Source organism: Pseudomonas sp. NFACC04-2 (assembly GCF_900119265.1).
GTDB lineage: Bacteria > Pseudomonadota > Gammaproteobacteria > Pseudomonadales > Pseudomonadaceae > Aquipseudomonas > Aquipseudomonas fluorescens_AA.
Window position 1 is genome coordinate 201,460 of sequence record NZ_FPJC01000008.1, and the last position, 23,810, is coordinate 225,269.

General features: G+C 61.7%; 21 protein-coding genes. 12 read left to right on the top strand and 9 right to left on the bottom strand.

Features of this window, described 5'->3' with window-relative positions; genetic code table 11:
- Positions 1 to 92 precede the first annotated feature (92 nt).
- From BT125_RS13760 to BT125_RS13790, 7 genes are all read left to right on the top strand, one after another.
- Positions 93 to 383, top strand: a complete 291-nt coding sequence (locus BT125_RS13760; protein ID WP_003196231.1) for a c-type cytochrome — start codon at positions 93 to 95, stop codon at positions 381 to 383.
- Positions 384 to 429: 46 nt separating this feature from the next.
- Complete coding sequence (locus tag BT125_RS13765) at positions 430 to 1,041, top strand: c-type cytochrome (protein ID WP_072407712.1); 612 nt, start codon at positions 430 to 432, stop codon at positions 1,039 to 1,041.
- 188 nt (positions 1,042 to 1,229) lie between these two features.
- Positions 1,230 to 1,874, top strand: a complete 645-nt coding sequence (locus tag BT125_RS13770) for a thiol:disulfide interchange protein DsbA/DsbL (RefSeq protein WP_072407714.1) — start codon at positions 1,230 to 1,232, stop codon at positions 1,872 to 1,874.
- Between the two features lie 15 nt (positions 1,875 to 1,889).
- Positions 1,890 to 2,768 (top strand): endonuclease/exonuclease/phosphatase family protein, encoded by an 879-nt coding sequence (locus BT125_RS13775; RefSeq protein WP_072407715.1) that lies wholly within the window; start codon positions 1,890 to 1,892, stop codon positions 2,766 to 2,768.
- The gene (locus BT125_RS13780) at positions 2,765 to 4,858 is read left to right on the top strand and encodes a diguanylate cyclase (protein WP_072407717.1); all 2,094 of its coding nucleotides are present in this window, start codon (positions 2,765 to 2,767) and stop codon (positions 4,856 to 4,858) included. The genes BT125_RS13775 and BT125_RS13780 overlap by 4 nt, the downstream gene beginning before the upstream one ends.
- A gap of 103 nt (positions 4,859 to 4,961) precedes the next feature.
- Positions 4,962 to 5,741, top strand: coding sequence for an N-acetylmuramoyl-L-alanine amidase (locus BT125_RS13785; protein ID WP_072407719.1), 780 nt, complete (start codon positions 4,962 to 4,964; stop codon positions 5,739 to 5,741).
- Between the two features lie 75 nt (positions 5,742 to 5,816).
- Positions 5,817 to 7,430 (top strand): EAL domain-containing protein, encoded by a 1,614-nt coding sequence (locus tag BT125_RS13790; RefSeq protein ID WP_072407774.1) that lies wholly within the window; start codon positions 5,817 to 5,819, stop codon positions 7,428 to 7,430.
- Positions 7,431 to 7,449: 19 nt separating this feature from the next.
- On the opposite strand, the gene BT125_RS13795 is transcribed toward BT125_RS13790, so the two are convergent.
- Together BT125_RS13795 and algB are read right to left on the bottom strand one after the other, a co-directional pair.
- A complete protein-coding gene (locus BT125_RS13795; RefSeq protein ID WP_072407721.1) occupies positions 7,450 to 9,240 on the bottom strand; it encodes an ATP-binding protein in 1,791 nt (596 codons plus the stop codon).
- A 10-nt stretch (positions 9,241 to 9,250) separates the two neighbouring features.
- Complete coding sequence (gene algB / locus BT125_RS13800) at positions 9,251 to 10,597, bottom strand: sigma-54-dependent response regulator transcription factor AlgB (RefSeq protein WP_053126909.1); 1,347 nt, start codon at positions 10,595 to 10,597, stop codon at positions 9,251 to 9,253.
- 438 nt (positions 10,598 to 11,035) lie between these two features.
- On the opposite strand from algB, the gene BT125_RS13805 reads away from it, so the two are divergent.
- The 5 genes from BT125_RS13805 to BT125_RS13825 all read left to right on the top strand — a co-directional run bounded on the left by BT125_RS13805 (position 11,036) and on the right by BT125_RS13825 (position 15,499).
- Positions 11,036 to 11,320 carry a hypothetical protein gene (locus BT125_RS13805; RefSeq protein ID WP_072407723.1) on the top strand — a complete coding sequence of 95 codons (285 nt, stop codon included), beginning with the start codon at positions 11,036 to 11,038 and terminating at the stop codon, positions 11,318 to 11,320.
- Between the two features lie 80 nt (positions 11,321 to 11,400).
- Entirely contained in the window at positions 11,401 to 11,565 is a 165-nt protein-coding gene (locus tag BT125_RS13810; protein ID WP_003177151.1) for a DUF1328 domain-containing protein, read from the top strand.
- 2 nt (positions 11,566 to 11,567) lie between these two features.
- Entirely contained in the window at positions 11,568 to 12,032 is a 465-nt protein-coding gene (locus BT125_RS13815) for an inhibitor of vertebrate lysozyme family protein (protein WP_072407725.1), read from the top strand.
- A 702-nt stretch (positions 12,033 to 12,734) separates the two neighbouring features.
- A complete protein-coding gene (gene gltP, locus BT125_RS13820; RefSeq protein WP_072407727.1) occupies positions 12,735 to 14,066 on the top strand; it encodes a glutamate/aspartate:proton symporter GltP in 1,332 nt (443 codons plus the stop codon).
- Between the two features lie 203 nt (positions 14,067 to 14,269).
- Entirely contained in the window at positions 14,270 to 15,499 is a 1,230-nt protein-coding gene (locus BT125_RS13825) for a nucleoside recognition domain-containing protein (protein ID WP_072407729.1), read from the top strand.
- 5 nt (positions 15,500 to 15,504) lie between these two features.
- Here the strand turns inward: BT125_RS13825 and BT125_RS13830 are convergent, their stop codons facing one another.
- The 7 genes from BT125_RS13830 to BT125_RS13860 form a co-directional block, all read right to left on the bottom strand.
- Complete coding sequence (locus BT125_RS13830) at positions 15,505 to 16,137, bottom strand: ABC-type transport auxiliary lipoprotein family protein (protein ID WP_072407731.1); 633 nt, start codon at positions 16,135 to 16,137, stop codon at positions 15,505 to 15,507.
- The gene (locus tag BT125_RS13835) at positions 16,134 to 17,072 is read right to left on the bottom strand and encodes an MlaD family protein (protein WP_072407733.1); all 939 of its coding nucleotides are present in this window, start codon (positions 17,070 to 17,072) and stop codon (positions 16,134 to 16,136) included. Before BT125_RS13835 ends, BT125_RS13830 begins: the two co-directional genes overlap by 4 nt.
- A gap of 1 nt (position 17,073) precedes the next feature.
- The gene (locus tag BT125_RS13840) at positions 17,074 to 17,877 is read right to left on the bottom strand and encodes an ABC transporter ATP-binding protein (RefSeq protein WP_072407735.1); all 804 of its coding nucleotides are present in this window, start codon (positions 17,875 to 17,877) and stop codon (positions 17,074 to 17,076) included.
- Positions 17,874 to 19,022 (bottom strand): ABC transporter permease, encoded by a 1,149-nt coding sequence (locus tag BT125_RS13845; RefSeq protein ID WP_072407737.1) that lies wholly within the window; start codon positions 19,020 to 19,022, stop codon positions 17,874 to 17,876. The genes BT125_RS13840 and BT125_RS13845 overlap by 4 nt, the downstream gene beginning before the upstream one ends.
- Before the next feature lie 52 nt (positions 19,023 to 19,074).
- The gene (locus BT125_RS13850) at positions 19,075 to 20,100 is read right to left on the bottom strand and encodes a DUF5924 family protein (RefSeq protein ID WP_072407739.1); all 1,026 of its coding nucleotides are present in this window, start codon (positions 20,098 to 20,100) and stop codon (positions 19,075 to 19,077) included.
- 198 nt (positions 20,101 to 20,298) lie between these two features.
- Positions 20,299 to 21,681 carry a M16 family metallopeptidase gene (locus tag BT125_RS13855; RefSeq protein ID WP_072407741.1) on the bottom strand — a complete coding sequence of 461 codons (1,383 nt, stop codon included), beginning with the start codon at positions 21,679 to 21,681 and terminating at the stop codon, positions 20,299 to 20,301.
- Between the two features lie 184 nt (positions 21,682 to 21,865).
- Positions 21,866 to 23,524 carry a Na/Pi cotransporter family protein gene (locus tag BT125_RS13860; protein ID WP_072407743.1) on the bottom strand — a complete coding sequence of 553 codons (1,659 nt, stop codon included), beginning with the start codon at positions 23,522 to 23,524 and terminating at the stop codon, positions 21,866 to 21,868.
- Between the last annotated feature and the right edge of the window lie 286 nt (positions 23,525 to 23,810).

Consider the following 23,810-nt stretch of genomic DNA (forward strand, 5'->3'; position numbering starts at 1 on the left):
TTTGTCCCAGCGTAGGATGAGGCTCACGGGAGCGACCGACCGAAATTGCGCATTAGAACGCAGCTCGTTCCCAACCCTGAAAAGGTCGTTTTATGACGAAATGGCTGCTAGCTGCCGGTGTCTTGATGCCGCTTTACAGCGCTCAGGCTACACAGGATCCGGAAGCTGTGTACAACCGTGTTTGTGGTGCCTGTCATTCCGGCCAACTCCCCATGGCGCCTCGCAAGGGCGATCAGGAAGCTTGGACGCCGAGGTTGGCGAAAGGTATGGAGACGCTGGTGCAACACGTGACCCAGGGTTTCAAGGCGATGCCGCCGCGTGGTTTGTGCATGGACTGCAGTGCCGAGGATTACCGAGCCATCATCCAGTGGATGAGCGAGTAAACCCGGTCCATAACTCTTTAACCCTTAGCCGTAGTTGGATTAGCTGATGAACAAACTGATCGTGAGTCTGCTGTTGACCTTGGGGATATCCGGCGTAGCCCACGCCGCTGGCGATGCCGCTGCCGGTCAGGCTAAAGCGGCCGTATGCGGGGCCTGCCACGGCCCGGATGGCAATAGCATGGCGCCCAACTTTCCGAAACTGGCGGGCCAGGGCGAGCGTTACCTGAACAAGCAACTGCACGACATCAAGACCGGCAAGCGTACGGTGCTGGAAATGACCGGCCTGCTGACCAACCTGAGCGATCAGGACCTGGCGGACATCGCGGCCTATTTCGCCAGCCAGAAGGGCAGCGTCGGCGCCGCCGATCCAAAACTCGTGGCTCGCGGTGAAGCGCTGTTCCGTGGCGGCGACCTCGACAAAGGCTTGCCTGCCTGCACCGGTTGCCACTCCCCGGATGGCAAAGGCAACGCCGCTGCCGGTTTCCCACACCTGGGCGGCCAGCATGCCCAGTACGTCGGCAAGCAACTGACCGACTTCCGCAAAGAAGAAGGCGGCCGGACCAACGACGGCGACACCAAACCCATGCAGAGCATCGCCAAAAAGCTGAGCGACGAAGATATCGCGGCTGTCTCCAGCTACATCCAGGGCCTGCACTAAGGCCGTTGCGAGGGGATACACCTCTTGCAACGTTAACGCTCGATTAATCTGTCGATGCGAGCATCAAAAGGGTGGCTTTGGCCGCCCTTTTTTGTGGCCGCTGCCGTTACACTAGAGAACTTGAACCCGCCACGGTCTGTCTTAAGAAACAGGTCTTGCGAGGCCCCCTCATTGTCCAGGAGTAAAGCATGCGTAATCTGATCATCAGCGCCGCGCTCGTCGCCGCCAGCCTGTTCGGCATCGGCGCTCAAGCCAACGCCGAGGAATCGAAAGCCCCCTACGTCGAGTTGACCAACCCCGTTCCGGTGGCGGCGCCTGGCAAGATCGAAGTGGTGGAGTTGTTCTGGTACGGCTGCCCGCATTGCTACGCTTTCGAGCCGGTAATCAACCCATGGGTCGAGAAACTGCCATCTGACGTCAACTTCGTGCGCATCCCCGCCATGTTCGGTGGCCCGTGGGACGCCCACGGCCAGATGTTCCTGACCCTCGAAGCCATGGGCGTCGAGCACAAGGTTCACGCTGCCGTTTTCAACGCGATCCAGAAAGAACACAAGAAGCTGACCGACAAAGAAGACATGGCGGACTTCCTGGCGACCCAAGGCGTAGACAAGGACAAGTTCCTGGCCACCTTCGACTCCTTTGCCATCCAGGGCCAGATTAAGAAGGCCCGTGAGCTGGCGAAGAAATACGAGATCACGGGCGTACCGACCATGATCGTCAACGGTAAGTATCGCTTTGACATCGGCTCTGCCGGCGGTGCTGAACAAGCGCTGCAACTGGCCGACCAACTGATCGCCAAAGAGCGAGCGGCCACCAAGGCTGCCGCCAACTAAGCGCGGCCCACGCTCATGGCCCGCTGGAGTAGCGAACGCATCGTTGGCCTGCATGAACCTCGGGTCAACGAGCACCATGTCACGTCCACGGGCCTGCCCGGCGACAGCCGCTTGCGGCTGCTCAGCTTCAATATCCAGGTGGGCATCAGCACCGAACGCTACCGGCATTACCTGACCCGCGGCTGGCAACACTTGCTGCCGCACACCGGCCGTGCCGGCAACTTGCAGAAAATCGGCGACCTGCTCAAGGATTTCGACCTGGTAGCCCTGCAAGAGGCCGACGGCGGGAGCCTGCGATCAGGCTACGTCAATCAGGTGGAACACCTGGCCCAGCTGGGCGCCTTCCCCTACTGGTACCAACAACTCAATCGCAACCTCGGACGGCTCGGCCAGCACAGCAATGGCGTGTTGAGTCGTTTGCGTCCCTGGGCGATCGAGGACCATCCGCTGCCGGGCCCCAAGGGGCGCGGGGCGATTCTTGCGCGTTTCGGCGAAGGGCCGGAAGCGCTGATCGTGGTCATGATGCACCTGGCGCTCGGGGCGCGTACTCGGACGCTGCAGCTGGCGTACATTCGCGAGCTGATCGGCGGCTACAAGCACCAGATCCTGATGGGTGACATGAACACCCATGCCACCGACCTGCTGCAGACCTCGCCTCTGCGCGATCTCGGTCTGCTCGCCCCACAACTGGAAGCGACATTCCCCAGCTGGCGCCCCCAGCGCTGCCTGGACCATATCTTGTTGAGTCCGACCCTGACCCTCGAACGCGTCGAGGTGTTGGCCCAACCCATTTCCGATCACCTGCCGGTCGCGGTCGAAATTCGTTTGCCGGGTTCGCTCACGGCCGATGCATTCCCCGCGCTGAGTACTGCCCCTCGCGGATCCGATGAATGAGCGACGACGCCGAACGCTGGAGAGAGAAATACTTAAAGAGTATCGAACAGCAGGAAAAGCTTGAGCGCCGTTGGGATGCTCGGCTCGACTTGTTGCGTCGTGGCCTGGTGCGCAGCACCCTGGCCGCTGAGGGCTCTGATCGGGTCGTCGACGAATGCATGAAAGAGATGCGCGAGGTGGTGCGCACCGATGACATGGACGCCGGCCTCGCCGCCCTGCTGCCGCGCCTGGAGAAAGCCGTACTCGATTCCGAGCAGCGCCGCGAAACCCGAATCGAGCAGATGAGCACCGCATTGACGGCCCTGGTGGCTCAGTTGCAAAGCCTGCCGCTGCCGAAGGAAGTCAGCCGGCCCCTGAAGAAATTTTCCAAGCAGTTGGAAGATCGGGTCGGCCAGGCCCGGGAGATTCCGCTGCTGCTCAGCGAATTGAGCGGTTTGCAAGGCAAGGCGCTGAGGACCCTGGACGCTCCTGTCGAACCGAGCCGCCCCGGATTGCTGCAACGGCTGTTTGGTGGCCAAGGCCATGAGGACGTGCCGCCCCAGCCTCACGAGCCAGCCCAGGCCAGCGTGGCGCCCCCGGCAGACACGACCCAGCCAGTAATCGTTGAGCCGGCAGTCCACACAGCATCCGTCGCACCAGCACCAGCACCAGCACCAGCACCAGCCCCAGCCCCAGCCCCAGCCCCGTCGGTAGCGGAGCAAGCACCCACGTTGGAGGCAGTGCCCGAGCCGGTCGACCAGATTACGCCGCAGACCGAACTCGCGCCGGCGCTCCCTCCGGCACCAGCAGCCGAAGTGGCTCAACCGATCGACGAGCCGGACGAAGCCGCCGAGCCAGCCCCCTTGCCAGCGGTGGTCGCCGACGAGCTCCCGGTAGCGGCACCCACCCTGGAAAATCCCGACGAGCTGATGCCCGAAGAGGCGCCACAGGCCCTCCCCGACCCCTCGGCGCCTCCAGCAGAAGCCGAGCCTGACGCGCCCGCGCCCTTGGCCGCCGCCGATGTGGCTGACGCCCAATACGCCCTGCCCGACTCGCCTGAACCATCCTACAGCTCGGTCGCCAGGCACATCGAAGACACTTTGCTGGGCCTGTTGGGCGACCTGACCTTGCCCGAGCGTCATCGGCCACAAGCCGAAGCCATGCGTGAGCGGTTGCGAAATGGCTTGAACTGGTACGAACTGCTACCGATCCTCGATGATCTGGCGGTATTGATGCTAGCCATCACCGACACCGGCCAGCATGAATTCGAAGCGTACCTGCAACGCCTCAATGATCGTCTCGAGTCCTTCCAGAGCAGCCTGCAGGCCGCCAGTGAGGATCATGCCGACAACCTCTCGGCCTCCCGGGAAATGGACACCCAGATTCGCGAACAGGTAGACGGCCTGCAAAGCAGCGTGCAACAAGCCGATGACTTGGAAGGCCTCAAGCAGGTGCTCGAGAATCACCTCGAAGGCTTGCTCGGGACAATGGACCAGCACCGCCGGCAACGTGATCAGCGCGAGCAGGAAGTCTCGACGCGCCTGAAAAGCCTGGCCGATCGCGTCGCGCTGATGGAGCAGGACGCCCAGGTCGTGCGGGAGAATCTCGAGGAACAGCGGCAAAAAGCGCTGGTCGATCCGCTCACTGGGTTGCCCAACCGCGCCGCCTGGTCCGAGCGTCTGGAGCACGAAGTCGTCCAGTGGCACCAGCACGGCAACAGCTTGCTGCTGGCCATGCTCGATCTCGATCATTTCAAGCGCATCAATGACAACTACGGCCATCTGGCCGGTGACCGGGTGTTGAAACTTATCGCCTCGGTCCTGCGAAAACGCCTGCGTGGTGGCGATTTCATTGCGCGTTTTGGTGGCGAGGAGTTTGTCCTGCTGGTGCCGGATACCCCCCTGGCGGCTGGCGCCAAGCTGGCCGAAGCGCTGCGGCTGGCCATCGAAGCCTGCCCGTTTCATTTCAAGGGCGAACCGGTGACGGTGACGGTATCGGTGGGCATGACGGCTTTCAAGCCGGGCGAACACAGCGATTCGGTGCTTAAAAGAGCCGATCAGGCGCTCTACCGGGCCAAAAATGCCGGACGCAACCGTGTGGAGCTGGGCTGAGGTCTAATTGTTCCAATTTGTTTAATATCGTCCCGCGCATCGGATCATCGCGGGGCGATACGTTACACTGTTGCATTACTTCCAGCGCGTAATGCCTTCCGCCATGAAATTGTTCTCGCTCATTGTTTCTTTATTTATCCTGGCCGGCTGCACCAGCGGCCCTCGGTTCGACACCAGTCACCCCTCCGTCAACCATGACAACCGCATCCAATTCGTGGTGGTGCATTACACCTCGGCGTCCCTGGAGCGTTCACTGGCCCTGCTGACCCATGGCGAAGTCAGTGCCCATTACCTGATTGGCGACGATAAAGACGCGACTATCTACAAGCTGGTGGATGAAAGCCGGCGCGCCTGGCACGCCGGGGAAAGTGAATGGGAAGGCCGGACCTGGCTCAATTCCAGTTCCATCGGCATCGAAATCGTCAATCCGGGTTTCGTCGACACGCCTACCGGGCGCCTCTGGTATCCCTACAGCGAAGCTCAGGTCCAGGCCTTGACCGTCTTGCTCAAGGACATCATCCAACGCAACGGGATCAGCCCGCGTAGCATCATCGGCCACAGCGACATCGCACCCCTGCGCAAGCTTGATCCGGGGCCGCTGTTCCCCTGGAAGCGTCTGGCGCAAGAGGGCCTGGGGGTGTGGCCGGATGAACAAGCCGTCGCACGCCAGCAGGTTTTCTTCGCAACGCAGCTACCGCCTGCCAGTTGGTTCCAGGCCGAGCTGGCCCGTCTGGGCTATCCGACGCCCCAGACCGGCGAATGGGACGTGGCCACCCACCACGTGCTGGCCGCTTTTCAGATGCACTACCGGCCTACCCGCTTCGATGGCATGCCGGACCCGCAAAGCGCGGCGATTCTGCAGGTGCTCAACCAGACAAAATAATGACGCCCGTCCGACGAATCGGGCCAAACTCAAATCAGAAGCTATAACTCATTGGTAACTTTCGGATTACCCATGATGACGGCTGCCCGCGAAACCTTACAGAGCTGGCTCCATCGCCCCCTGTTCCTGGCGATGATGGCGGCTGCCCTGAGTACCTTCCTACTGCTGACGGGCAGTCTGTTCGTGGTCGTGCAGCAGATCCAGCAGCGTGAAAGCGACCAGATGAATGCCCAGGGCGAGCGCTTCCTGCAACGGCTGGAACAGCTTTTCGGGCAATTGCGAGAAAGCCTCGACGACCTGCAAAACCAGCCGTTGCGTGGTTGCGACGATGACATGATCGCGACCTTGCGAGAGGTCAGCTTCAATTACCGTTTCGTTTATGAAGCGGTGTACATCGATGGCAGCGGCATCTGTTCCAATCGTCCGCGCCAGAGCGGATTGTCGGTGGCCCGTCCGCCCGATCTTCGAGGCCCGACCTACAGCTATTGGCTCAATACCACCACCGAACCCAACGAAGACCGCGCTGCGTTGATGCTGGGCCGTGGCAATTTCCGCGTCGCCACCTCCCGGGGGCATTTGGCCGACGTGGTCGACCTGCCACCGGGCAGCAGCCTGCTGGTGGTCCTGGACCACGGCACGCGGGCCATTCCCGTGTTGGGCACCCAACAATACTGGCCGCCCACAGAGCCTTGGCCACCGAAAAGCCAGAATGCCTTGCAGGTGACGCAGACCCGGCTGATTTATCGAATGCCCACCGACAGCCCGGAATATCAGCTGGTGCTGATCGCCCAGCGCAACGGTTTCAAGGTGCCGGCCTATGCCTGGTGGATGTTGCCCATCAGTTTGGTGCTGGGCCTGGGGATTGGTTTCCAGGTGTTTCTGCTGGCGCGCCATCGCCAGTCGATGGATGCTGAGTTGCACGGAGCCATCCGGCGCGGTGAATTGCAGGTGCTGTACCAGCCGATTTTCGACCTGGACAGCCGCAACTGTGTAGGTGCCGAAGCCTTGCTGCGCTGGCGACGACCGGACGGCACCCTGACCAGCCCGGACCTGTTTATCCCGATGGCCGAAAACACCGGGCAGATCCGCCAGATTACCGATTTCGTGTTGCAGCGGCTATTTGATCAATTGGGCCAGCTGTTGCGGGCCAATCCGCAGTTGTATATCTCGGTGAATCTGGCGGCCTGCGATGTGATGGTGCCGCGTATTGGCGAAGTGATCGCTCGCCTGCTGGCGTTGCATCGGGTCTCGGCGCACCAGATTGCCTTCGAAGTGACCGAGCGCGGGCTGATCGATGTGTTGGTTGCCCGGGATAACCTGCAATCGCTGCGCGACGTTGGACATCAGGTGCTGATCGACGATTTCGGCACCGGTTACTGCAGCCTGGCCTACCTGCAAACCCTGCCGGTGGACTGCCTGAAAATCGACAAGGCCTTCATCGACGCTCTGGGCCACGATGCCGCTAGCAGCGGCGTGGCCCCGCACATCATCCGCATGGCTCACGCTCTGCAGCTCAAGGTGATCGCCGAAGGTATCGAGCATGAAGCCCAGGCCTCTTATTTGAGCAGCGAAGGGGTGAGGTTCGGCCAGGGCTGGCTGTTCGCCCACGCCCTCAGCGCGGTCCAGCTCATCGAGTTGATTACCCGTGGCCGACGCCTGCGTGGGCGGCGCCTTGACGATGAAGCCTAGGTGTCCTTCGGCCTTGCGCTCAGACTGACAGCGCCATGTAGAACTGCGTACCCTGCCCCGGCCTCGAATAAACGCCCATGCGTCCGCCGTGGAGCTGGACGATCTCCTTGCACAGGGCTAGACCGAGGCCGGCACCACCCTTCTTGCGTCCGACCTGGACGAAAGGCTCGAAGATTCGTCCCTGTTGCCCGTAGGCAATGCCTTCACCGTTGTCTTCGACACTGATGATCACCCGCTCGCCGTGGCGTCGGGCCTGCAAGCGGATCTGGCCGTCTTCGCCGGTGTGGCGCATGGCGTTGTCGATCAGGTTATCGAGCACGCGTTCCAGTTGCGCAGCGTCGGCATGCAGCCGCGGCAATGGGCCCTGGATCGCTACCAGCAACTCGATACCCTTGGCTTGGGCTTGCTCGGCGAACCGCAGCCGGGCCTCTTCCAATAGCGCGTCGATGGAACAAGGCGCCAGGGTCAGCTTTTGCAGACCGTTCTGGTAGCGAGAGAAATTCAGCAGGTCATTGATCAGTTGCATCAGCCGCTGCATTTCTTCCGTGACGGTGTTGAGCAGGTCCGCCTCGCGGGACTCTGGTGGGAAGTGTAGGCGCTCCTGCAACAGGCCGAATGCCATGTGCATGCCCGTCACAGGCGTGCGCAGCTCATGGGAGGCACGCAGGACGAACTCACTGCGCACTCGTTCGAAGGCGCGCTGTTCGGTGACGTCATGCAGCACCATGACCGCGCCGAGGATGTGGCCCTGGGTGTGGCTGACCGGCGTGAGGCTGTAGGTCAGCACCCGCGACTCGCCATCCACCTCGATGCTCAGGTCTTCCGGTGCACGCTCCAGGGTTCCACCGCGCAGTACCAGGTGCAATTCTTCATCCAGCTCCAGGCGTCCCAGCGCCTCGCCGAGCCCTTGGCCCAGTCGCGCCTCATCCCAGCCCAATTGACGCTGGGCCACCGGGTTGAGGTGCTCCAGCTGGCCTTGGCGATCGATCATCAGCAAACCGTCGTCGATGCTGTCGAGCACCGCTTGCAAACGTTGCTGGCCGGCGAGCAGTTCATCGACATTGGTGGCCTGATGTTCGCGCAGTGCCTGGGCCATGACCCCGAAACGACGGGTCAGCAAATTCAACTCGGCGGCCGAAGAAATGGGCAGCGTGACCTCGAAATTGCCCTGGCCGATGTCATCCGCCGCCGCGGCCAGCGCCTCGATCGGTGCGCCGAAACGCCGGGCAAGGCCATGGGCCGTGACAAAGCCGATGACCAGTACCGCAAACCCCACCAGCCCCAGCAGTCCGGAAATCCACAATGCCCGTTCACGAGCGCGGTCTTGGGTTTCACTGATCTTGGTCAGGGCCTGGCGATAACTTTCGATCAGCCCATTGCGCAGCACGTTGAATTTTTCGGTGAGGTCCTTGATGCCCGTGAGCTGTCTCGGTTGCTGGCGAGACGTGGTGAAGGCCTCGAGAAATTCAACGTAGTCGGCCTTGGCCCTGCTGAAGCTGACGGCCGTGTTGTCCAGCTTTCTTTCGTGGGCGATCCCTTGGTCGATCAGCGCCAGGTATTGCCGCTCGGATGCCTCCAGAGCGGCCAGGTCGGGCTTGTCGTCGAGCATGATAATCAACTGATCGCCGAGGGTCTGGCGCAGCTTGAGGCCCAGGTCCAGCAGGATGAAGTTGTCGCGTACCGATTGTTCCTGGGTATTGGCCATTTGCATGACGCTGACCAAGCCAAGCACTAATCCCAGCAATGCTACGGTGATCAGGGCCGAGATACTGAGAAACAGCCGTGTGCGCAGCTTCATCGCAAGTTTCATAAGGTGTCGCTCACAGGTTGTACTGCTTGCGTTTGCGATACAGCGTGGAGGCATCGATACCCAAGGTCTTGGCCGCTTGATCGAGCGTGTCAGCCGTGGCCAGCACCGCCCCGATGTGGGCTTTCTCCAGCTCGTCGAGGCTCAGTGCGGCACCGATGCGCGGTGCGTTGTTGACCGGCTGCTCGGCCATGCCCAGGTGACTGATTTCGACTTTTTCCTGCGGGCAGATGATGCTGGCGCGCTCGACGACGTTGCGCAGTTCGCGAATGTTGCCGGGCCATCGGTAGCCTAGCAGCGCTTCGCGAGCCTCGTCGCTGAAGCCCCGGGCCGGGCGCGCGTATTCCTTGACGAAGCGGGCCAGGAAGCGGTCGGCCAGGGTCAGGATGTCTTCGGCGCGCTCACGCAACGGTGGCAGATGCAGGGTGATGACGTTCAGGCGATATAGCAGGTCTTCGCGAAAGCGTCCGTCGCGCACCATGTCCTCGAGGTTGAGGTTGGTGGCGGCGAGAATCCGCACGTCGGCGCGGCGGGTGACCGGGTCCCCTACCCGCTCATATTCCTTGTCCTGGATGAACCGCAACAACTTGGGTTGCAACGTCAGGGGAAAATCGCCGATTTCGTCGAGAAACAGCGTGCCGCCGTCGGCCTGGTTGACCCGTCCCAGGGTACTTTCGCTGGCGCCGGTGAAGGCCCCACGGCTATGGCCGAACAATTCGCTTTCCATCAATTCGGCAGTCAGCGACGGGCAATTGATGGTGACGCAGGACTTTTTCGCACGCTTGCTCCAGCCGTGGATCGCCCGGGCCAACTCACCTTTACCGGTACCGGATTCGCCGAGGATCAGGATGTTGGCGTCGGTGCTGGCGACTTGGCGGGCGGTCTCCAGGACGACTTTCATCGCCGGGCTGTGAGAGTCCAGACCGTCCTTGGGTTTGCGCACTTCCCCTTCCAGGGCTTCGAGCCTTGCCGACAGTTGGCGCACTTCCAACTGCTTGGCGGTGGCCAGGCGCAGTTGATCCGGGCTGCAAGGCTTGACCAAGTAGTCGGCGGCCCCGGCCTGGATCGCATCGACTGCGGTGTCGACGGCCGAATGGGCGGTGACGATCACAACCCGCATCCAGGGCGCCTGGATACGCATTTGTGCCAGGACATCCAGGCCGTTGTCCTCCCCCAGGCGCAGGTCGAGAAAACACAGGTCAAACACCTGGCGTTGCAGCAGTGTGTCGGCCTGGGCGGCGCTGTTGGCGGTGGCGACGGTATAGCCTTCGTCTTCCAGGCAGTAACGGAACGTACGCAGGATGGCGGACTCATCGTCTACCAGCAGAATGCGGCCTTGGTGCTCAGTGGCGGATTCCATTTTTCCTACGCTCCTTTAATGAATGATGTTGGTTAGTGTCAGAAAAATCGGGCAAGTTGCATGGTCGATTCTGAGGGGATATTACCCACCGAACCTGCCTCTGTGGACGTCTGACTCCTAAAAGACTGATTTGAGTTCCTTTTTTTCTTATTCATACGGGTCGGACGGTTCGCATCGTTGATTCCGACGGCTGGATCTGACAGGAAATTCGAAAACAACCTTACGCCTTTTCCTTCTTGTTCGTGCAATACGCACGACGTGCGCGCGGATCATCGTGCAGGATGCGTCCCCCACGCCTCGTGGGTATTTTGTAACTATTTGATTTAAAAGAGATTTATCTATAAAAAAATCCTGGCACGCCGGCTGCAATGCTCTGGTCAACGTGGCGCAAGAGCGCCTCAACCAGATCACCACACCCGGGTGGGGAGGAATTTCAGGATGAATCGTCAATGTGCCGCGCAGTTTCGACTCTCTTCCTTGAACATTCAGCAGGGCTTATGGGCTGCCCTGGCATTGCTGGTCACGCTCGTGATCGGTCAGCAATGGTTGCTCTGGCACGAACGTCAACAGCCAGAAGCGCCACAGGTGTCCATTTACCGCGCCCCACAAACCCATTTCACCGCCGTCAACGTCGCAGAAGCTTCTGCTTCCATGCGCATGATGGATGTCGATCAGGCTCAGCCAGTGACCGACATGCCACGTGAAGAGCGCTGGGTGTTTTAACCCGATGTACCGGTCGTCCACTGTGCCGGAACCATCACCGCGAGACCCTCACTAAATAGAAAAGCGTAAGGAGAATCACCATGTTGAGCTGGGCAATTACTTTCCTGATCATTGCCATCATCGCCGCCGTACTGGGCTTCGGTGGTATCGCAGGCACCGCCACGGGCATCGCCAAGATTCTCTTTGTCGTGTTCCTGGTGATGTTCATCGCTTCCTTCTTCTTTGGCCGTCGTGGCCGAGGCTGACCATGAGCGTTTCATTCAAAGGACTGGCCGCCGCCCTGTTGTTGGGCGGCAGTGCCATGGCAATGGCTGCCAATGACGGACAGATGCGCGCCAACCAGTTGCTGGAGGCGGATCCGCAATACCGCGAGACTTGGCAGCACGTCGTCAAAAAAGAAGAACGCCTGCCCGAATGGGTGATGAACCTGTCAGGCGATTCGGAACAGATGAACGCTGTCGAAGAGGACGGTGACAAGTATCTGGTGGGACCGCTGTGTGAAACCCAGGCCACGTGTCGCAGCAAGCGCCTGATCGTCGCCTTCAGTTTCGACAAGGACGAGGCCTACGCCATGTTGGTGGAGGTTCCTGCCGGACTGCCGGCCGACAAGTCGCCGACCCGTCATGCCGACTACCGTTTTCTCGGTAATCCCAATGAAGGTATGCAAGAACTGTTAATGGAACAACTCAAGAAAGATCCGAACTGGTACTGATTCTGAAAACGAGAAAAGCAGCCCTGCTTTTCTCTGCTGCACAGCCCGAGGAGGGCCGGTGCATGACCAGGGGGCCGGGATATTCTGACGGATGAGCGTCGGAGTGACCTACGGGCACAAGGGGTGCCTGCGAAAGGGCCGGGTCAGGTAAAAGCTGCGACGCAAGTTCGCAAGGCCCTCACAGCTTGGCGAACTTGCGTAGAGCTTCATTCCGCACATTACGTGGGCCAGAGCGGTTACTCGATCTGGTGTCGCAAGCAGCCCGCGATGCGGCATTTTGTCTCCTCCCGCCAATTTATTGCCCTTTCCCTGACCGTATATCGGAGAATACCGAGACGATTTGTCTCGAAGGTCCCGTCTCGATCCGTTGCCGTTTCCTAGAATCCTGACGCTTGGAAAAAAAAGCCCAGCTACGCTGAAATGGCCGGTTCACGGCGCTTATGCCTGCAAAAATGTCGCATTCGAACCGCTTGTAACGCGGGTTTCGCTTGAAAAATCTCATGCCGATTCGGCATAGGGTAGGCGTTTACGGCATTAGACGATCCCCCCTGGCATCGCAATAGTTGCGCCTTTTTTCGCCTGCCAGTAAGCCGCTCATGCGCTCGGGGTGACCTTATACGGGGGCAGTGGCGCGAATGTCTTGTCGTCAGCGACGAGCCGTTCGCGCCACTGCCCGAGTCCAACTGAAGTAAGGGTAACGATATGAAGAAGGCACGACTAAGCCTCGCCTGGCAGATCCTCATCGGTCTGGTGCTCGGGATTGCATTGGGCGCGCTGCTCAACCATTTCAGTGCCGAAAAGGCCTGGTGGATCAGCAATGTGCTGCAACCGGCGGGCGACATCTTTATCCGTCTGATCAAGATGATCGTGATCCCGATCGTGATTTCCTCGCTGATCGTGGGCATTGCCGGGGTCGGCGACGCGAAGAAACTCGGGCGTATCGGCCTCAAGACCATCCTTTACTTCGAAATCGTCACCACCATCGCCATCGTCGTCGGCCTGCTGCTGGCCAATTTCTTCCAGCCAGGCAGCGGCATCGACATGAGCACCTTGGGCACGGTGGATATTTCCAAGTATCAGGCCACCGCCGCTGAAGTCCAGCATGAGCATGCGTTCATCGAGACCATTCTCAACCTGATCCCGTCGAACATCTTCGCAGCGGTCGCCCGTGGCGAGATGCTGCCGATCATTTTCTTCTCCGTACTGTTCGGCCTGGGTCTGTCCAGCCTGCAATCGGACCTGCGCGAGCCGCTGGTGAAGATGTTCCAGGGCGTCTCGGAAAGCATGTTCAAGGTTACCCACATGATCATGCAATACGCGCCAATCGGTGTGTTCGCCCTGATCGCGGTGACGGTCGCCAACTTCGGCTTCGCATCCCTGCTGCCGCTGGCGAAACTGGTGATCCTGGTTTATGTCGCCATCGCCTTCTTCGCCTTCGTGGTGCTGGGCCTGATCGCCCGCCTGTTCGGGTTCTCGGTGCTCAAGCTGATGCGCATCTTCAAGGACGAGCTGGTGCTGGCCTACTCCACCGCCAGCTCCGAAACCGTGCTGCCGCGGGTAATCGAGAAGATGGAAGCCTACGGCGCGCCGAAGGCCATCTGCAGTTTCGTAGTGCCCACCGGTTATTCGTTCAACCTTGACGGCTCGACCCTGTACCAGAGCATCGCGGCGATCTTCATCGCCCAGCTGTACGGCATCGACCTGTCCATCAGCCAACAATTGCTGCTGGTGCTGACCCTGATGGTCACCTCCAAAGGCATCGCCGGCGTACCAGGCGTGTCGTTCGTGGTGTTGCTGGCCACCCTGGGCAGCGTGGGCATTCCCTTGGAAGGCCTGGCCTTCATCGCCGGTGTCGACCGCATCATGGACATGGCCCGTACCGCGCTGAACGTCATCGGCAATGCCTTGGCCGTGCTGGTCATCTCCCGCTGGGAAGGCATGTACGACGATGCCAAGGGCCAACGCTACTGGAACTCCCTGCCGCACTGGCGCAGCAAAGAGGCGCTGCCGGCCGGAGAAATCTCCAGCCGCTGATGCGCACCTCCTCTGTGGGAGCGAGCTTGCTCGCGATTGCGGAGTGTCAGCCAACATCCATGCTGACTGATCCGACGCCATCGCGAGCAAGCTCGCTCCCACAGGAGGCTTGCGCAGCGACTACTAGACCCCGGAGAAATCCGGGGTTTGTCGTTTCTGCCAGCCCCGCTATCATTCGCGGCATCTTCCGGGGGATTTAACCGATGCTCAATGGCCTGTGGCTTGGCTTCTTTATCGTGGCAGCCGTGTCGGCGCTGGCCCAGTGGCTGATCGGCGGCAACGCCGGGATCTTTGCGGCCATGGTGGAAAGCATTTTCGCCATGGCCAAGCTGTCGGTGGAGGTCATGGTCCTGCTGTTCGGCACCTTGACCCTCTGGCTGGGCTTCCTGCGCATCGCCGAGAAGGCCGGCATCGTCGACTGGCTGGCCAAGGCCCTCGGCCCGCTGTTCTTGCGCTTGATGCCGGAGGTGCCCGCCGGCCATCCGGCCATCGGCCTGATCACCCTCAACTTCGCCGCCAACGGCTTGGGGCTGGACAACGCGGCCACCCCCATCGGCCTCAAGGCCATGCGCGCCCTGCAAGACCTCAACCCCAGCCCGACCATCGCCAGCAATGCGCAGATCCTGTTCCTGGTGCTCAACGCCTCGTCGCTGACGCTGCTGCCGGTGACCATCTTCATGTACCGCGCCCAGCAAGGCGCGCCGGACCCGACCCTGGTGTTCCTGCCAATCCTGATCGCCACCAGCGGCTCGACCCTGATGGGGTTGTTGTCCGTGGCATTCATGCAGCGCCTGCGGCTGTGGGACCCGGTGGTGCTGGCCTACCTGATCCCGGGGGCTCTGGCGCTGGGTGGCTTCATGGCGTTGCTGGCGACGCTCTCGGCGACGGCCCTGGCGGGGTTGTCATCGATCCTGGGCAACCTGACCCTGTTTGGCCTGATCATCCTGTTCCTGGTGGTGGGCGCGCTGCGCAAGGTCAAGGTGTATGAAGCCTTCATCGAAGGCGCGAAAGAAGGGTTCGACGTTGCCAAGAACCTGCTGCCATACCTGGTGGCAATGCTTTGCGCCGTCGGCGTGCTGCGAGCTTCAGGGGCGCTGGATTTCGGCTTGGACGGCATTCGCCACCTGGTGCAGTGGGCTGGCTGGGATACGCGGTTCGTCGATGCCTTGCCGACGGCCATGGTCAAGCCGTTCTCCGGCAGCGCCGCCCGGGCGATGCTGATCGAGACCATGAAGACCTCCGGCGTGGACAGCTTCCCGGCCCTGGTCGCGGCGACTATCCAGGGTAGCACCGAGACCACGTTCTACGTGCTGGCGGTGTACTTCGGTGCCGTGGGCATCCAGCGGGCGCGCCACGCCGTGGGTTGCGCGCTATTGGCCGAACTGGCGGGCGTCCTGTCGGCGATCGGGGTCTGCTACTGGTTCTTTGGCTGAGGCCTTCAGGGAGCCGGCGTTGCGAAACGCTGGCCCTGCTCCAACGTCCAGTTCACCACCTCGGCGGTCAGCCGGTCACTGGCCCGGCCAAAGCCGTCCACCACCGCCGGCACCTTCACATCGTTCAATGGCTGGCGCACTTCGAAACGGCGGCTGGCCAGGATGCGCTGGTCGAACCCTCGCACCAGTAACGCGTCCAGGCGAACCACCACGCTGGCGGCGCTGCCCTGGTACTCGGTCTGGAACGCCTGCAATTGCCCGCCCAGCTCCAGGTCTGCCTGCAGGTTGCTGTCAGCGACACTCAACAGCCGGACACGCCCGTCCTGGGCAAAGCCGTCGAGCAGGCGGTTGCGCACCAATACCGGGGCAGGGTCGCTCCAGCGCGAGGCGGCGTAGCTGCTGAACAGGTTGCCTTGGGGAATGACCGCGATCTTCGGGCTGTTGAGCACTTCGCTGGCCTGCGGGCTGGCCAGGCGCAACGACCAGCTCACCGGGGTGCCGGCGGAGGCCGCTGCCTGGGCGGCGGGCAGGCGATAGATGTCCGAGGGCTCGGCCTTGGGCAGGATCGAACAACCGGCCAACAGGATAAACCCCGCGAGAGCCAGGCCCGGACAGACGAATCGATGGAACGGTTTCATGGCGTGAATTCCTTGTCCTTGTCATTGCCCAGCAAGTAGCCGCTGGGGTTGGCATCCAGGCGTCGGGATATACCGCGCAGGGCACTCAGGGTTTCCCGCAGCTCGCGCACGGCTGGCGCCAGGGCATTGAGGCCCTGCATGCCGTTGTTCAGCGAATCGCGGTTGTCGTTCAGCAGTTTGTCGAGGGTCGCCGTGCTGCGGGCCAGAGAGTCCATGGCCTGGCTGGCACTGCCGAAGGCCTGTTTGCCCTGGTCGTTGAGCAGCCCATTGGCATTGCGCATCAACGCCGTGGTCTGCTCCAGCGTGGCGCTGGCCTGTTTGCCGACGGAGGCCAATTGCTGCATGGCCTGGCGAATATCGCCACGCTGATCGGCGATGACCCCGGTGGTTTGCTCCAGGTGATCGAGGGTATTGCTCAGGCGCTGGACGTTATCCGAGGAAAACACCTCGTTGGCGTTGTGCAGCAGCAGGTTGATGCTGGTCATCACGTCATCGCTGTTGTTCAACAGGCGGGCGATCGGCGAGGGCGCGGCGATGATCACCGGCGGTTCGCCGTCGTGCCCAGTCAATGGCGGGCTCTGGGGTGTGCCGCCGCTGAGCTGGATGATCGAGGTGCCAGTGATGCCGGTCAGCGCCAGCTTGGCCTGGGTGTCTTGCTTGATCGGGGTCTCACCGCTCAAGCGCACCCGCGCCAGCACCCGGCGCGGGTCGTTCGGGTCCAGGCGCAGATTCACCACGTCGCCGACCTTGATGCCGCTGTATTCCACCGAGCTGCCCCTGGACAAGCCGCTGACGGCCTCGTTGAACACCACTTCGTAATCCTTGAACTCGCTGTCCACGCTGGACTTGGCCAGCCAGAGGCCGAACAGCAGGGCGCTGACCACCACAATGACGGTGAACAGGCCGATCAGCACGTGATGGGCTCGGGTTTCCATGTCAAACCTCGTTGGACTGTGTAGCGGCGGATAAAGCCGCGCGGCCGCGAGGGCCATGAAAGTATTCATGAATCCAGGCGTCGTCGGTTTCCGACACCTTGTCGATGACATCGGCCACCAGCACTTTTTTCTGCGCCAGCACCGCCACCCGGTCGGTGATGGTGTAGAGGGTGTCCAGGTCATGGGTGACCAGGAACACGCTCAGGCCCAGGGCGTCGCGCAGCGTCAGGATCAACTGGTCGAACGCCGCCGCGCCGATGGGGTCGAGGCCGGCGGTGGGTTCGTCGAGAAACAGGATGTCCGGGTCCAGGGCCAGCGCACGGGCGAGGGCGGCGCGCTTGATCATGCCGCCGGACAGCGAGGCGGGGTACTTGTCCGCGGCCGAGAGTGGCAGCCCGGCCAGGGCGAGTTTCACTGCCGCCAGGTGTTCGGCGTCGGCCCGGCTGAGGCCGGCGTGTTCGATCAGGGGCAGGGCGACGTTTTCTGTCACGGTCAGGGACGAAAACAGCGCGCCTTTCTGGAACAGCACGCCAAAGCGCCGTTCCACCCGCGAACGCTGCTCCTGGGACAGGCTCGGCAAGTCCTGGCCGAACACCCGCACCGAACCCTCGCTGGGCTGGTTCAAGCCGACGATGCTGCGCAGCAGCACCGACTTGCCACTGCCGGAGCCACCCACCACGGCGAGGATCTCGCCCTTGTAGACGTCCAGGTCGAGGTTTTCATGCACGCTCTGGCGGCCAAAGCGATTGCACAGGCCACGCACCTGAATCACCGCCTCGGAGGGCGTCCTGGAAGGTCGACTCACCAGCTCATCTCCATGAAAAACAGCGCGGCCACGGCATCCAGCACAATCACCACGAAAATCGACTGCACCACGCTGGAAGTGGTGTGGGCCCCGACCGATTCGGCGCTGCCGCTGACCTTGAAGCCTTCCAGGCAGCCCACGGCAGCGATCAGGAAGGCGAAGATCGGCGCCTTGACCATCCCCACCACGAAGTGCTGCACGCCGATGTCCGATTGCAGCAGTGACAGGAACATGGCCGGGGAGATGCCCAGCGACAGTGCGCACACGACACCGCCGCCAATGATGCCCGAGAGCATGGCGACGAACGTCAGCATGGGCAGCGCCACCAGCAGGGCCAGCACCCGCGGCACCACCAGCAGCTCGACGGGGTCGAGGCCAAGGGTGCGGATTGCGTCGATTTCTTCGTTGGCTTTCATCGAGCCGATCTGCGCGGTGAACGCGCTGGCGGTGCGGCCCGCCATGAGGATCGCCGTCAGCAACACGCCGAATTCGCGCAGGAACGAGAACGCTACCAAGTCCACGGTAAAGATACTGGCGCCGAAATCCGCCAGCACCGTCGCCCCGAGAAAGGCCACCACCGCGCCCACCAGGAACGTCAGCAAGGCCACGATGGGCGCCGCGTCCAGGCCGGTCTGCTCGATGTGCACGACCATCGGCGTAATGCGCCAGCGCCGCGGATGAAACAGCCCGCGGGCCAGGGTTTCCAGGATCAGGCCGACAAAACCGAGCAATTGCAGGGTGTCCTGCCAGACCTTCTCCACGGCGCGGCCGATGCGCGTCAGCAACTGGGTCACGACGCTGACTTTCGGTTCTTTGTCCGGTACGCAGAAATCCGTCAGCGAGCAGTACACCGTCTGCAACAACGCGCGCTCGGCTGCCGGCAAACTGCAGTCCGGGTGTTCGGTGGTCTTGCCCAGCCGTTCGGAGCCCAGCAGTTCCACCAATAACGAGGCCCCGGCGGTGTCGAGGGCCCCGAGGCCGTTGAGGTCGATCCGGGTGTTTTCGTCGTACTGGCCGCGCAGCGATTCGGCCAGGCGCTTGAGCTGTGGGTAATGGGCCAGCGTCCAGGCGCCGCTGATCCACAGCTGCGCCGGCGCGCCGGACGTGTCGAGTCGGGCACTGCCCATGTGGGGGCTGGGGGTCATAAGCTCCATGCTCGTTCGGCTTGAACAGCGCTACCTGATAGCACAATTGCCATCATTTTGCTTCGGGTACAGCGGCGTTCACGTTGAAACGCAGCACTCCGATCATCTGGCCATTTTCCGTCAGCACCCGCACCTGCCATTTGCCTGTCGGGTCGTCCGGGAAGTTCTGTTTGTGAGTCCAGGCGCGATAGCCTTCCTTGCGCCCGCCATGAATGTCCAGGGCGATACGATCCACTTCTTTACCGTTGAACTGCCAGACGTGATAGATCCGCTCGTCGAGCCCACGTGGTGCGTTGATCGCGGTGTAGGCGTACAGGCCGTTGCCGCGGATCTGGGCGGCGCTGACTTCCTTGAGGCTGGCACCGGGAGTGCGGTCTTCCAGTTGGGTGCTGATCGCCACTTCGGTCATCCACAGCGTCGCCGGCGGCACCCAGGAGCGCAGCACCCAGCCAGCGGCGCCAATCCCCACGGTAATGCAGAGGATCGCCACGGCGTTGCGCACGGTGCGGATCGGAAAGATCGAGGCCAGGCTGGGAAACGACAGCAGCATGGCAATGCCCAGTGCCAGCTTGAAGCTTTGGTCGGTGGTCAGGTGCAGGATGACCGGCAACGCGGTGAGCAGGGCGGCGAACAGCGTCAGCGTGTGCAACGCCAGGAACGCCCAGCGCCGTGGCGCCAGCCATTTGTAGTACAGCGGATCGGTGATCGAGATCAGCGCCGCGATCGTCAGCAGGCCAGTGAAAAGCAGTTGGCTGCTGTTCCAGGTGGTGGTGATGAAGAAAAACGGCAGGACGAAAAACAGGCTTTCCTGGTGAATCATCTGCGTGGCGTAGCGCAACAGCGGCTGGGGAATCTCCCGTTTGAAAATCCGCGTGAACAGCCGGGTCATGCTGTTCTCGACCATCAGCCAGAGCCAGCTCACCAGCATCATGATGGCGATCCAGGTGGCCAGGCCCTGCTGGCGGTCCACCAGCATGAAACTGCCGACCCCGGAGATGAAACCACCGAGCGCAATGACCCCTGGATAGCGCTTCATCAATTCAAGGATGCGCTGGATATAGACCGTCAGGTTTTGCATTCGGTAGTTTCACAGTAAGTCGTAGGAAAATATCCCTGACAGAGTATCGCCAGGGCATCGATGTGACGAGCACTCTTGTGGTGAGGGAATTTAGCGAAACGCCGCACTACCCTGTAGGAGCTGCCGAAGGCTGCGATCTTCTGATCTTTCGCTTGCGCCCCGAATGCCAGGGGAAAGATCGCAGCCTCGTTGCACTCGTCAGCTTCTACGTTGTCGGCGTACCTGCCATGTCACCAATCCGAGCAGCAACAGCCCCAGCAAGCCGCCCAGCCCCCAGACGAGTTCATCGTCACTGAGCAACGGCTTCTCGATGCGCAGGTAACCCGGGTCCTTGAGCAGTTCGCGCAGGGCCACGTTGGCCTGTTCCAGGCTCACCTCCTGCAGGCGCACGGCCGGGTTGGCGAAGCGACCGTCTTCGTAATCGCCCAAGGCGCCCCAGTAGTAATCGGCCAGTGCGCTGTTACCTTGAACCGCCCAGGACTGATGGGCGATGGCCGCGCGTTTGATGCGCACGAAACTGGCAGGGTCCAGGCCATCCTTGAGCAAGGTCTTGCGCAGTTCTTCCAGCGCCTGTTCGGCTTCGGGCAGGTCTTCGCGGGACAGGTCGGCGTTCAGGCTGAAGAAGCCGACGCCGCCGAATACTTCGCGTTCGGTCCACGGCCCGTAGGACAGGCCGCGGGCCAGGCGCAGCTGGCGATAAAGTGCCCAATCCAGGTAATCCTTGAGCAGATCGAAGGTTTCGTCATGCTGCTCGTCCAGCACCGGTTCCGGGAACAGCCAGTGAAGCTTGGCACTGTCGCCGGCCAGGCCACGGATCAGATTGCGCTTGGTGACCGCCTTGTAGCGGATTTGCGGCAGCGCCTCGTGGGCACTGGGCTCCACCGGCTCGAGTTCGCCAAAGGCGCGTTCCAAGTAGGCGGGCAGCAGTCGGTCGAGATCCCCGACCACGATCAGCGTCATGTTGTTCGGCGCATACCAGGTCTTGCGCACTTGTTCGAGGCGGGCGAGGGTATGGCGCTGGACCTCGGCCCGTTCTGCGCAGCGCAAGCCCAACTCAACCGCCAGTTGGTTGCTGGCCTTGTGGCCCAAGTCCTGGTGATCGAGCCAGCGTTGCAGGTGGGTGTAGTGACCACCGTCTTCGCGCTCCACCACCCGCTTGGCCGCCTCCAGGGCTTTTTCGTCGATACGGGTGCGGGTCAACAGCGTCAGCAGCAGGTCCAGCACCTTGCGTTGATTGCGTGCCGGCGCCTCGATGACGAACGTGGTGTCGGCGTTGCTGGTGAAGGCATTCCACTCGCCGCCCAAGGCCTGCATGCGCTCTTCCAGGCCACCTTCACCACTGTCGTCGACGCCGCTGAACAACAGGTGCTCGAGCAGGTGCGGCAGTTCCTTGTCGGCGCAACTGAAATCGTCCAGACCCACGCCGACCACCAGCCGGATCGCCACATGGCCGCGCTCGGTGCCGGGCTTGAGTATCAGTTGCATGCCGTTGGGCAGCGTATAGCCTTCGACCTGGAACCGGTCCAGAGCAACCACGGGCAGTGAGCCGAGCAAAAGAAAGGCGAGCAACAGACAACGCATAAGGGCTTCCTGGCGGCTGAGTGGAGATCCATGGTGCCGGGCAGGCCTCATCGGCGGGTCGCGCCCGGAGTTGGCTCGCTCCCCCTATCGAATCTATGCGGTATTCATGACAACGGGAGCAGGCGGGCCGCTGAACGGTTTCAGGCCCGAGCCATTGTTACTGACTGACCAATGCGCCAGTTGTTCAAGGCGAATGGGTAATGTCGCTAATTTCATCCGCCGCCAGCGCACCGATCTCGGCCGTCTCCAGCACCACATAGGCACTGCCGCAAAACAGCGAATTGAGGCGCCTCATGTCGGCAATCAGCTCCAGGTGCAGGGAACTGGTCTCCAGGCTTTGGACGACTTTGCGTTGCAGGCGGCTGACATGGGCATGGGCCATGCGCCGTTCCTGTGCCCGGAAACGACGTTTCTCACGCAACAACTGGCGGGCGCTTTCCCGGTCGGCGCTCAGGAATACCGACAACCCCAGCCGCAGGTTGGCGATCAAGTGGCTGTGCAGCCCCGCCAATTCTTCCAGGCCTACATCGGAAAATGAGCGGCGCTGGGAAGTCTTCTGCTGTTGGACCTTGCGCAACATGCGCTCGATCAGGTCGCTGGCCAGCTTGAGGTTGATCGCCAGTTCGATGATCTCGGCCCAGCGGCGGCTGTCCTGTTCGCTGAGGTCTTCACGGGGCATTTGCGCCATGTACAACTTGATTGCACTGCACAGTGCCTCGACGTCATCGCTCATGCGCCGCACTTCCTGGGTCACCGCGGTCTGCTGGCCGCGCAGCACGTCCAGCATGGCTTCGAGCATGTTTTCGATCAGATCGCCAATGCGCAGGGTTTCACGGGCCGCGTTCGCCAGCGCCAGGCTCGGGGTGGCGAGGGCCGTGGGGTCCAGGTGGCGGGGCTTGGCCGTGCCGTTGGTCTCGGGCCGTTCCGGCAGCAGCCAGGTACAGAGCTTGGCCATCGGGCCGACGCTGGGCAGCAGCACCAGGCACCGCACGGCGTTGTAGAGCAGATGAAAACCGATCACCGTTTCCTGGGGGCTGAAATCCAGGCTGTCGAGCCAGCCCACCAGCGGATCGAGCACCGGAATGATCAACAACAGCCCGATCAGCTTGTACAGCAGGCTGCCCAGCGCCACCTGGCGTCCGGCGGTGTTCTGCATGCTGGTGCTGAGGAACGCCAATACGCCGCTGCCGATGTTGGCGCCGATCACCAGGCCGATGGCCACCGGCAGGCTGATCACCGCGGCACCGGCCAATGTCGCGGTCAGCAGCACGGCGGCCAGGCTGGAATAGGAAATCATCGCGAACAGCGCGCCGACCAGTGCATCGAGCAGGATGTCGCCGGTCAGCGAGGCGAAGATCACTTTCACGCCTTGGGCATGGGTGATGGGCGCGGCGGCTTCGACGATCAATTGCAGGGCCAGGATGATCAGGCCCAGGCCGATGCCGACCCGGCCCATTTGGCCGACGCGGGTCTGTTTGCGCGAGAGGAAGAAGATCACACCGAGGAAAATCAGCAGCGGCGACAGCCACGACAGGTCGAGGGTCAGCACCCGTGCCATCAGCGCGGTGCCGACATCGGCACCCAGCATGGTCGCCAGAGCCGGCGTCAACGCCATCAGGCCCTGGCCGACGAACGAGGTGACGAGCATGGCCGTGGCGTTACTGCTCTGGACCATGGCCGTGACTATGATCCCAGCGATGAACGCCAGCCAGCGCCGGGACATGTTCTGGCCAATGACATGGCGCAGGTTCGAGCCATAGACCCGCAAGATGCCGGTACGCACGATATGCGTGCCCCAGATCAGCAGGGCCACGGCGGAGAGCAAATTCAGCAGGGTCAGCATGAGAGGCCCCCTGTTAGCGTCCCAAAGGGACAAAGTGACAGCGCCACATCATTTTTAGGTATGTACTTAAGCTGTAGTTGGCTAATGGTTCGAGCGCCAGCATTGCACAGCTAAAGAATCGATTGAAACAAAACTGTCATAAAAAACACCCCGACGATCTTGAAGCCTCCTATTGATCAGGCAAACGCGGACCTGTGGGAGCGGGCTTGCTCGCGAATGCATTCTGTCAGGCGACACAGGATTGACTGTTCTGGCCTCTTCGCGAGCAAGCCCGCTCCCACAGGTC

Coding starts and splice junctions, on each gene's coding strand:
- BT125_RS13760 (WP_003196231.1), top strand. CDS start 93: ATGACGAAATGGCTGCTAGCTGCCGGTGTCTTGATGCCGCTTTACAGC.
- BT125_RS13765 (WP_072407712.1), top strand. CDS start 430: ATGAACAAACTGATCGTGAGTCTGCTGTTGACCTTGGGGATATCCGGC.
- BT125_RS13770 (WP_072407714.1), top strand. CDS start 1,230: ATGCGTAATCTGATCATCAGCGCCGCGCTCGTCGCCGCCAGCCTGTTC.
- BT125_RS13775 (WP_072407715.1), top strand. CDS start 1,890: ATGGCCCGCTGGAGTAGCGAACGCATCGTTGGCCTGCATGAACCTCGG.
- BT125_RS13780 (WP_072407717.1), top strand. CDS start 2,765: ATGAGCGACGACGCCGAACGCTGGAGAGAGAAATACTTAAAGAGTATC.
- BT125_RS13785 (WP_072407719.1), top strand. CDS start 4,962: ATGAAATTGTTCTCGCTCATTGTTTCTTTATTTATCCTGGCCGGCTGC.
- BT125_RS13790 (WP_072407774.1), top strand. CDS start 5,817: ATGACGGCTGCCCGCGAAACCTTACAGAGCTGGCTCCATCGCCCCCTG.
- BT125_RS13795 (WP_072407721.1), bottom strand. CDS start 9,240: ATGAAACTTGCGATGAAGCTGCGCACACGGCTGTTTCTCAGTATCTCG.
- algB (WP_053126909.1), bottom strand. CDS start 10,597: ATGGAATCCGCCACTGAGCACCAAGGCCGCATTCTGCTGGTAGACGAT.
- BT125_RS13805 (WP_072407723.1), top strand. CDS start 11,036: ATGAATCGTCAATGTGCCGCGCAGTTTCGACTCTCTTCCTTGAACATT.
- BT125_RS13810 (WP_003177151.1), top strand. CDS start 11,401: ATGTTGAGCTGGGCAATTACTTTCCTGATCATTGCCATCATCGCCGCC.
- BT125_RS13815 (WP_072407725.1), top strand. CDS start 11,568: ATGAGCGTTTCATTCAAAGGACTGGCCGCCGCCCTGTTGTTGGGCGGC.
- gltP (WP_072407727.1), top strand. CDS start 12,735: ATGAAGAAGGCACGACTAAGCCTCGCCTGGCAGATCCTCATCGGTCTG.
- BT125_RS13825 (WP_072407729.1), top strand. CDS start 14,270: ATGCTCAATGGCCTGTGGCTTGGCTTCTTTATCGTGGCAGCCGTGTCG.
- BT125_RS13830 (WP_072407731.1), bottom strand. CDS start 16,137: ATGAAACCGTTCCATCGATTCGTCTGTCCGGGCCTGGCTCTCGCGGGG.
- BT125_RS13835 (WP_072407733.1), bottom strand. CDS start 17,072: ATGGAAACCCGAGCCCATCACGTGCTGATCGGCCTGTTCACCGTCATT.
- BT125_RS13845 (WP_072407737.1), bottom strand. CDS start 19,022: ATGACCCCCAGCCCCCACATGGGCAGTGCCCGACTCGACACGTCCGGC.
- BT125_RS13850 (WP_072407739.1), bottom strand. CDS start 20,100: ATGCAAAACCTGACGGTCTATATCCAGCGCATCCTTGAATTGATGAAG.
- BT125_RS13855 (WP_072407741.1), bottom strand. CDS start 21,681: ATGCGTTGTCTGTTGCTCGCCTTTCTTTTGCTCGGCTCACTGCCCGTG.
- BT125_RS13860 (WP_072407743.1), bottom strand. CDS start 23,524: ATGCTGACCCTGCTGAATTTGCTCTCCGCCGTGGCCCTGCTGATCTGG.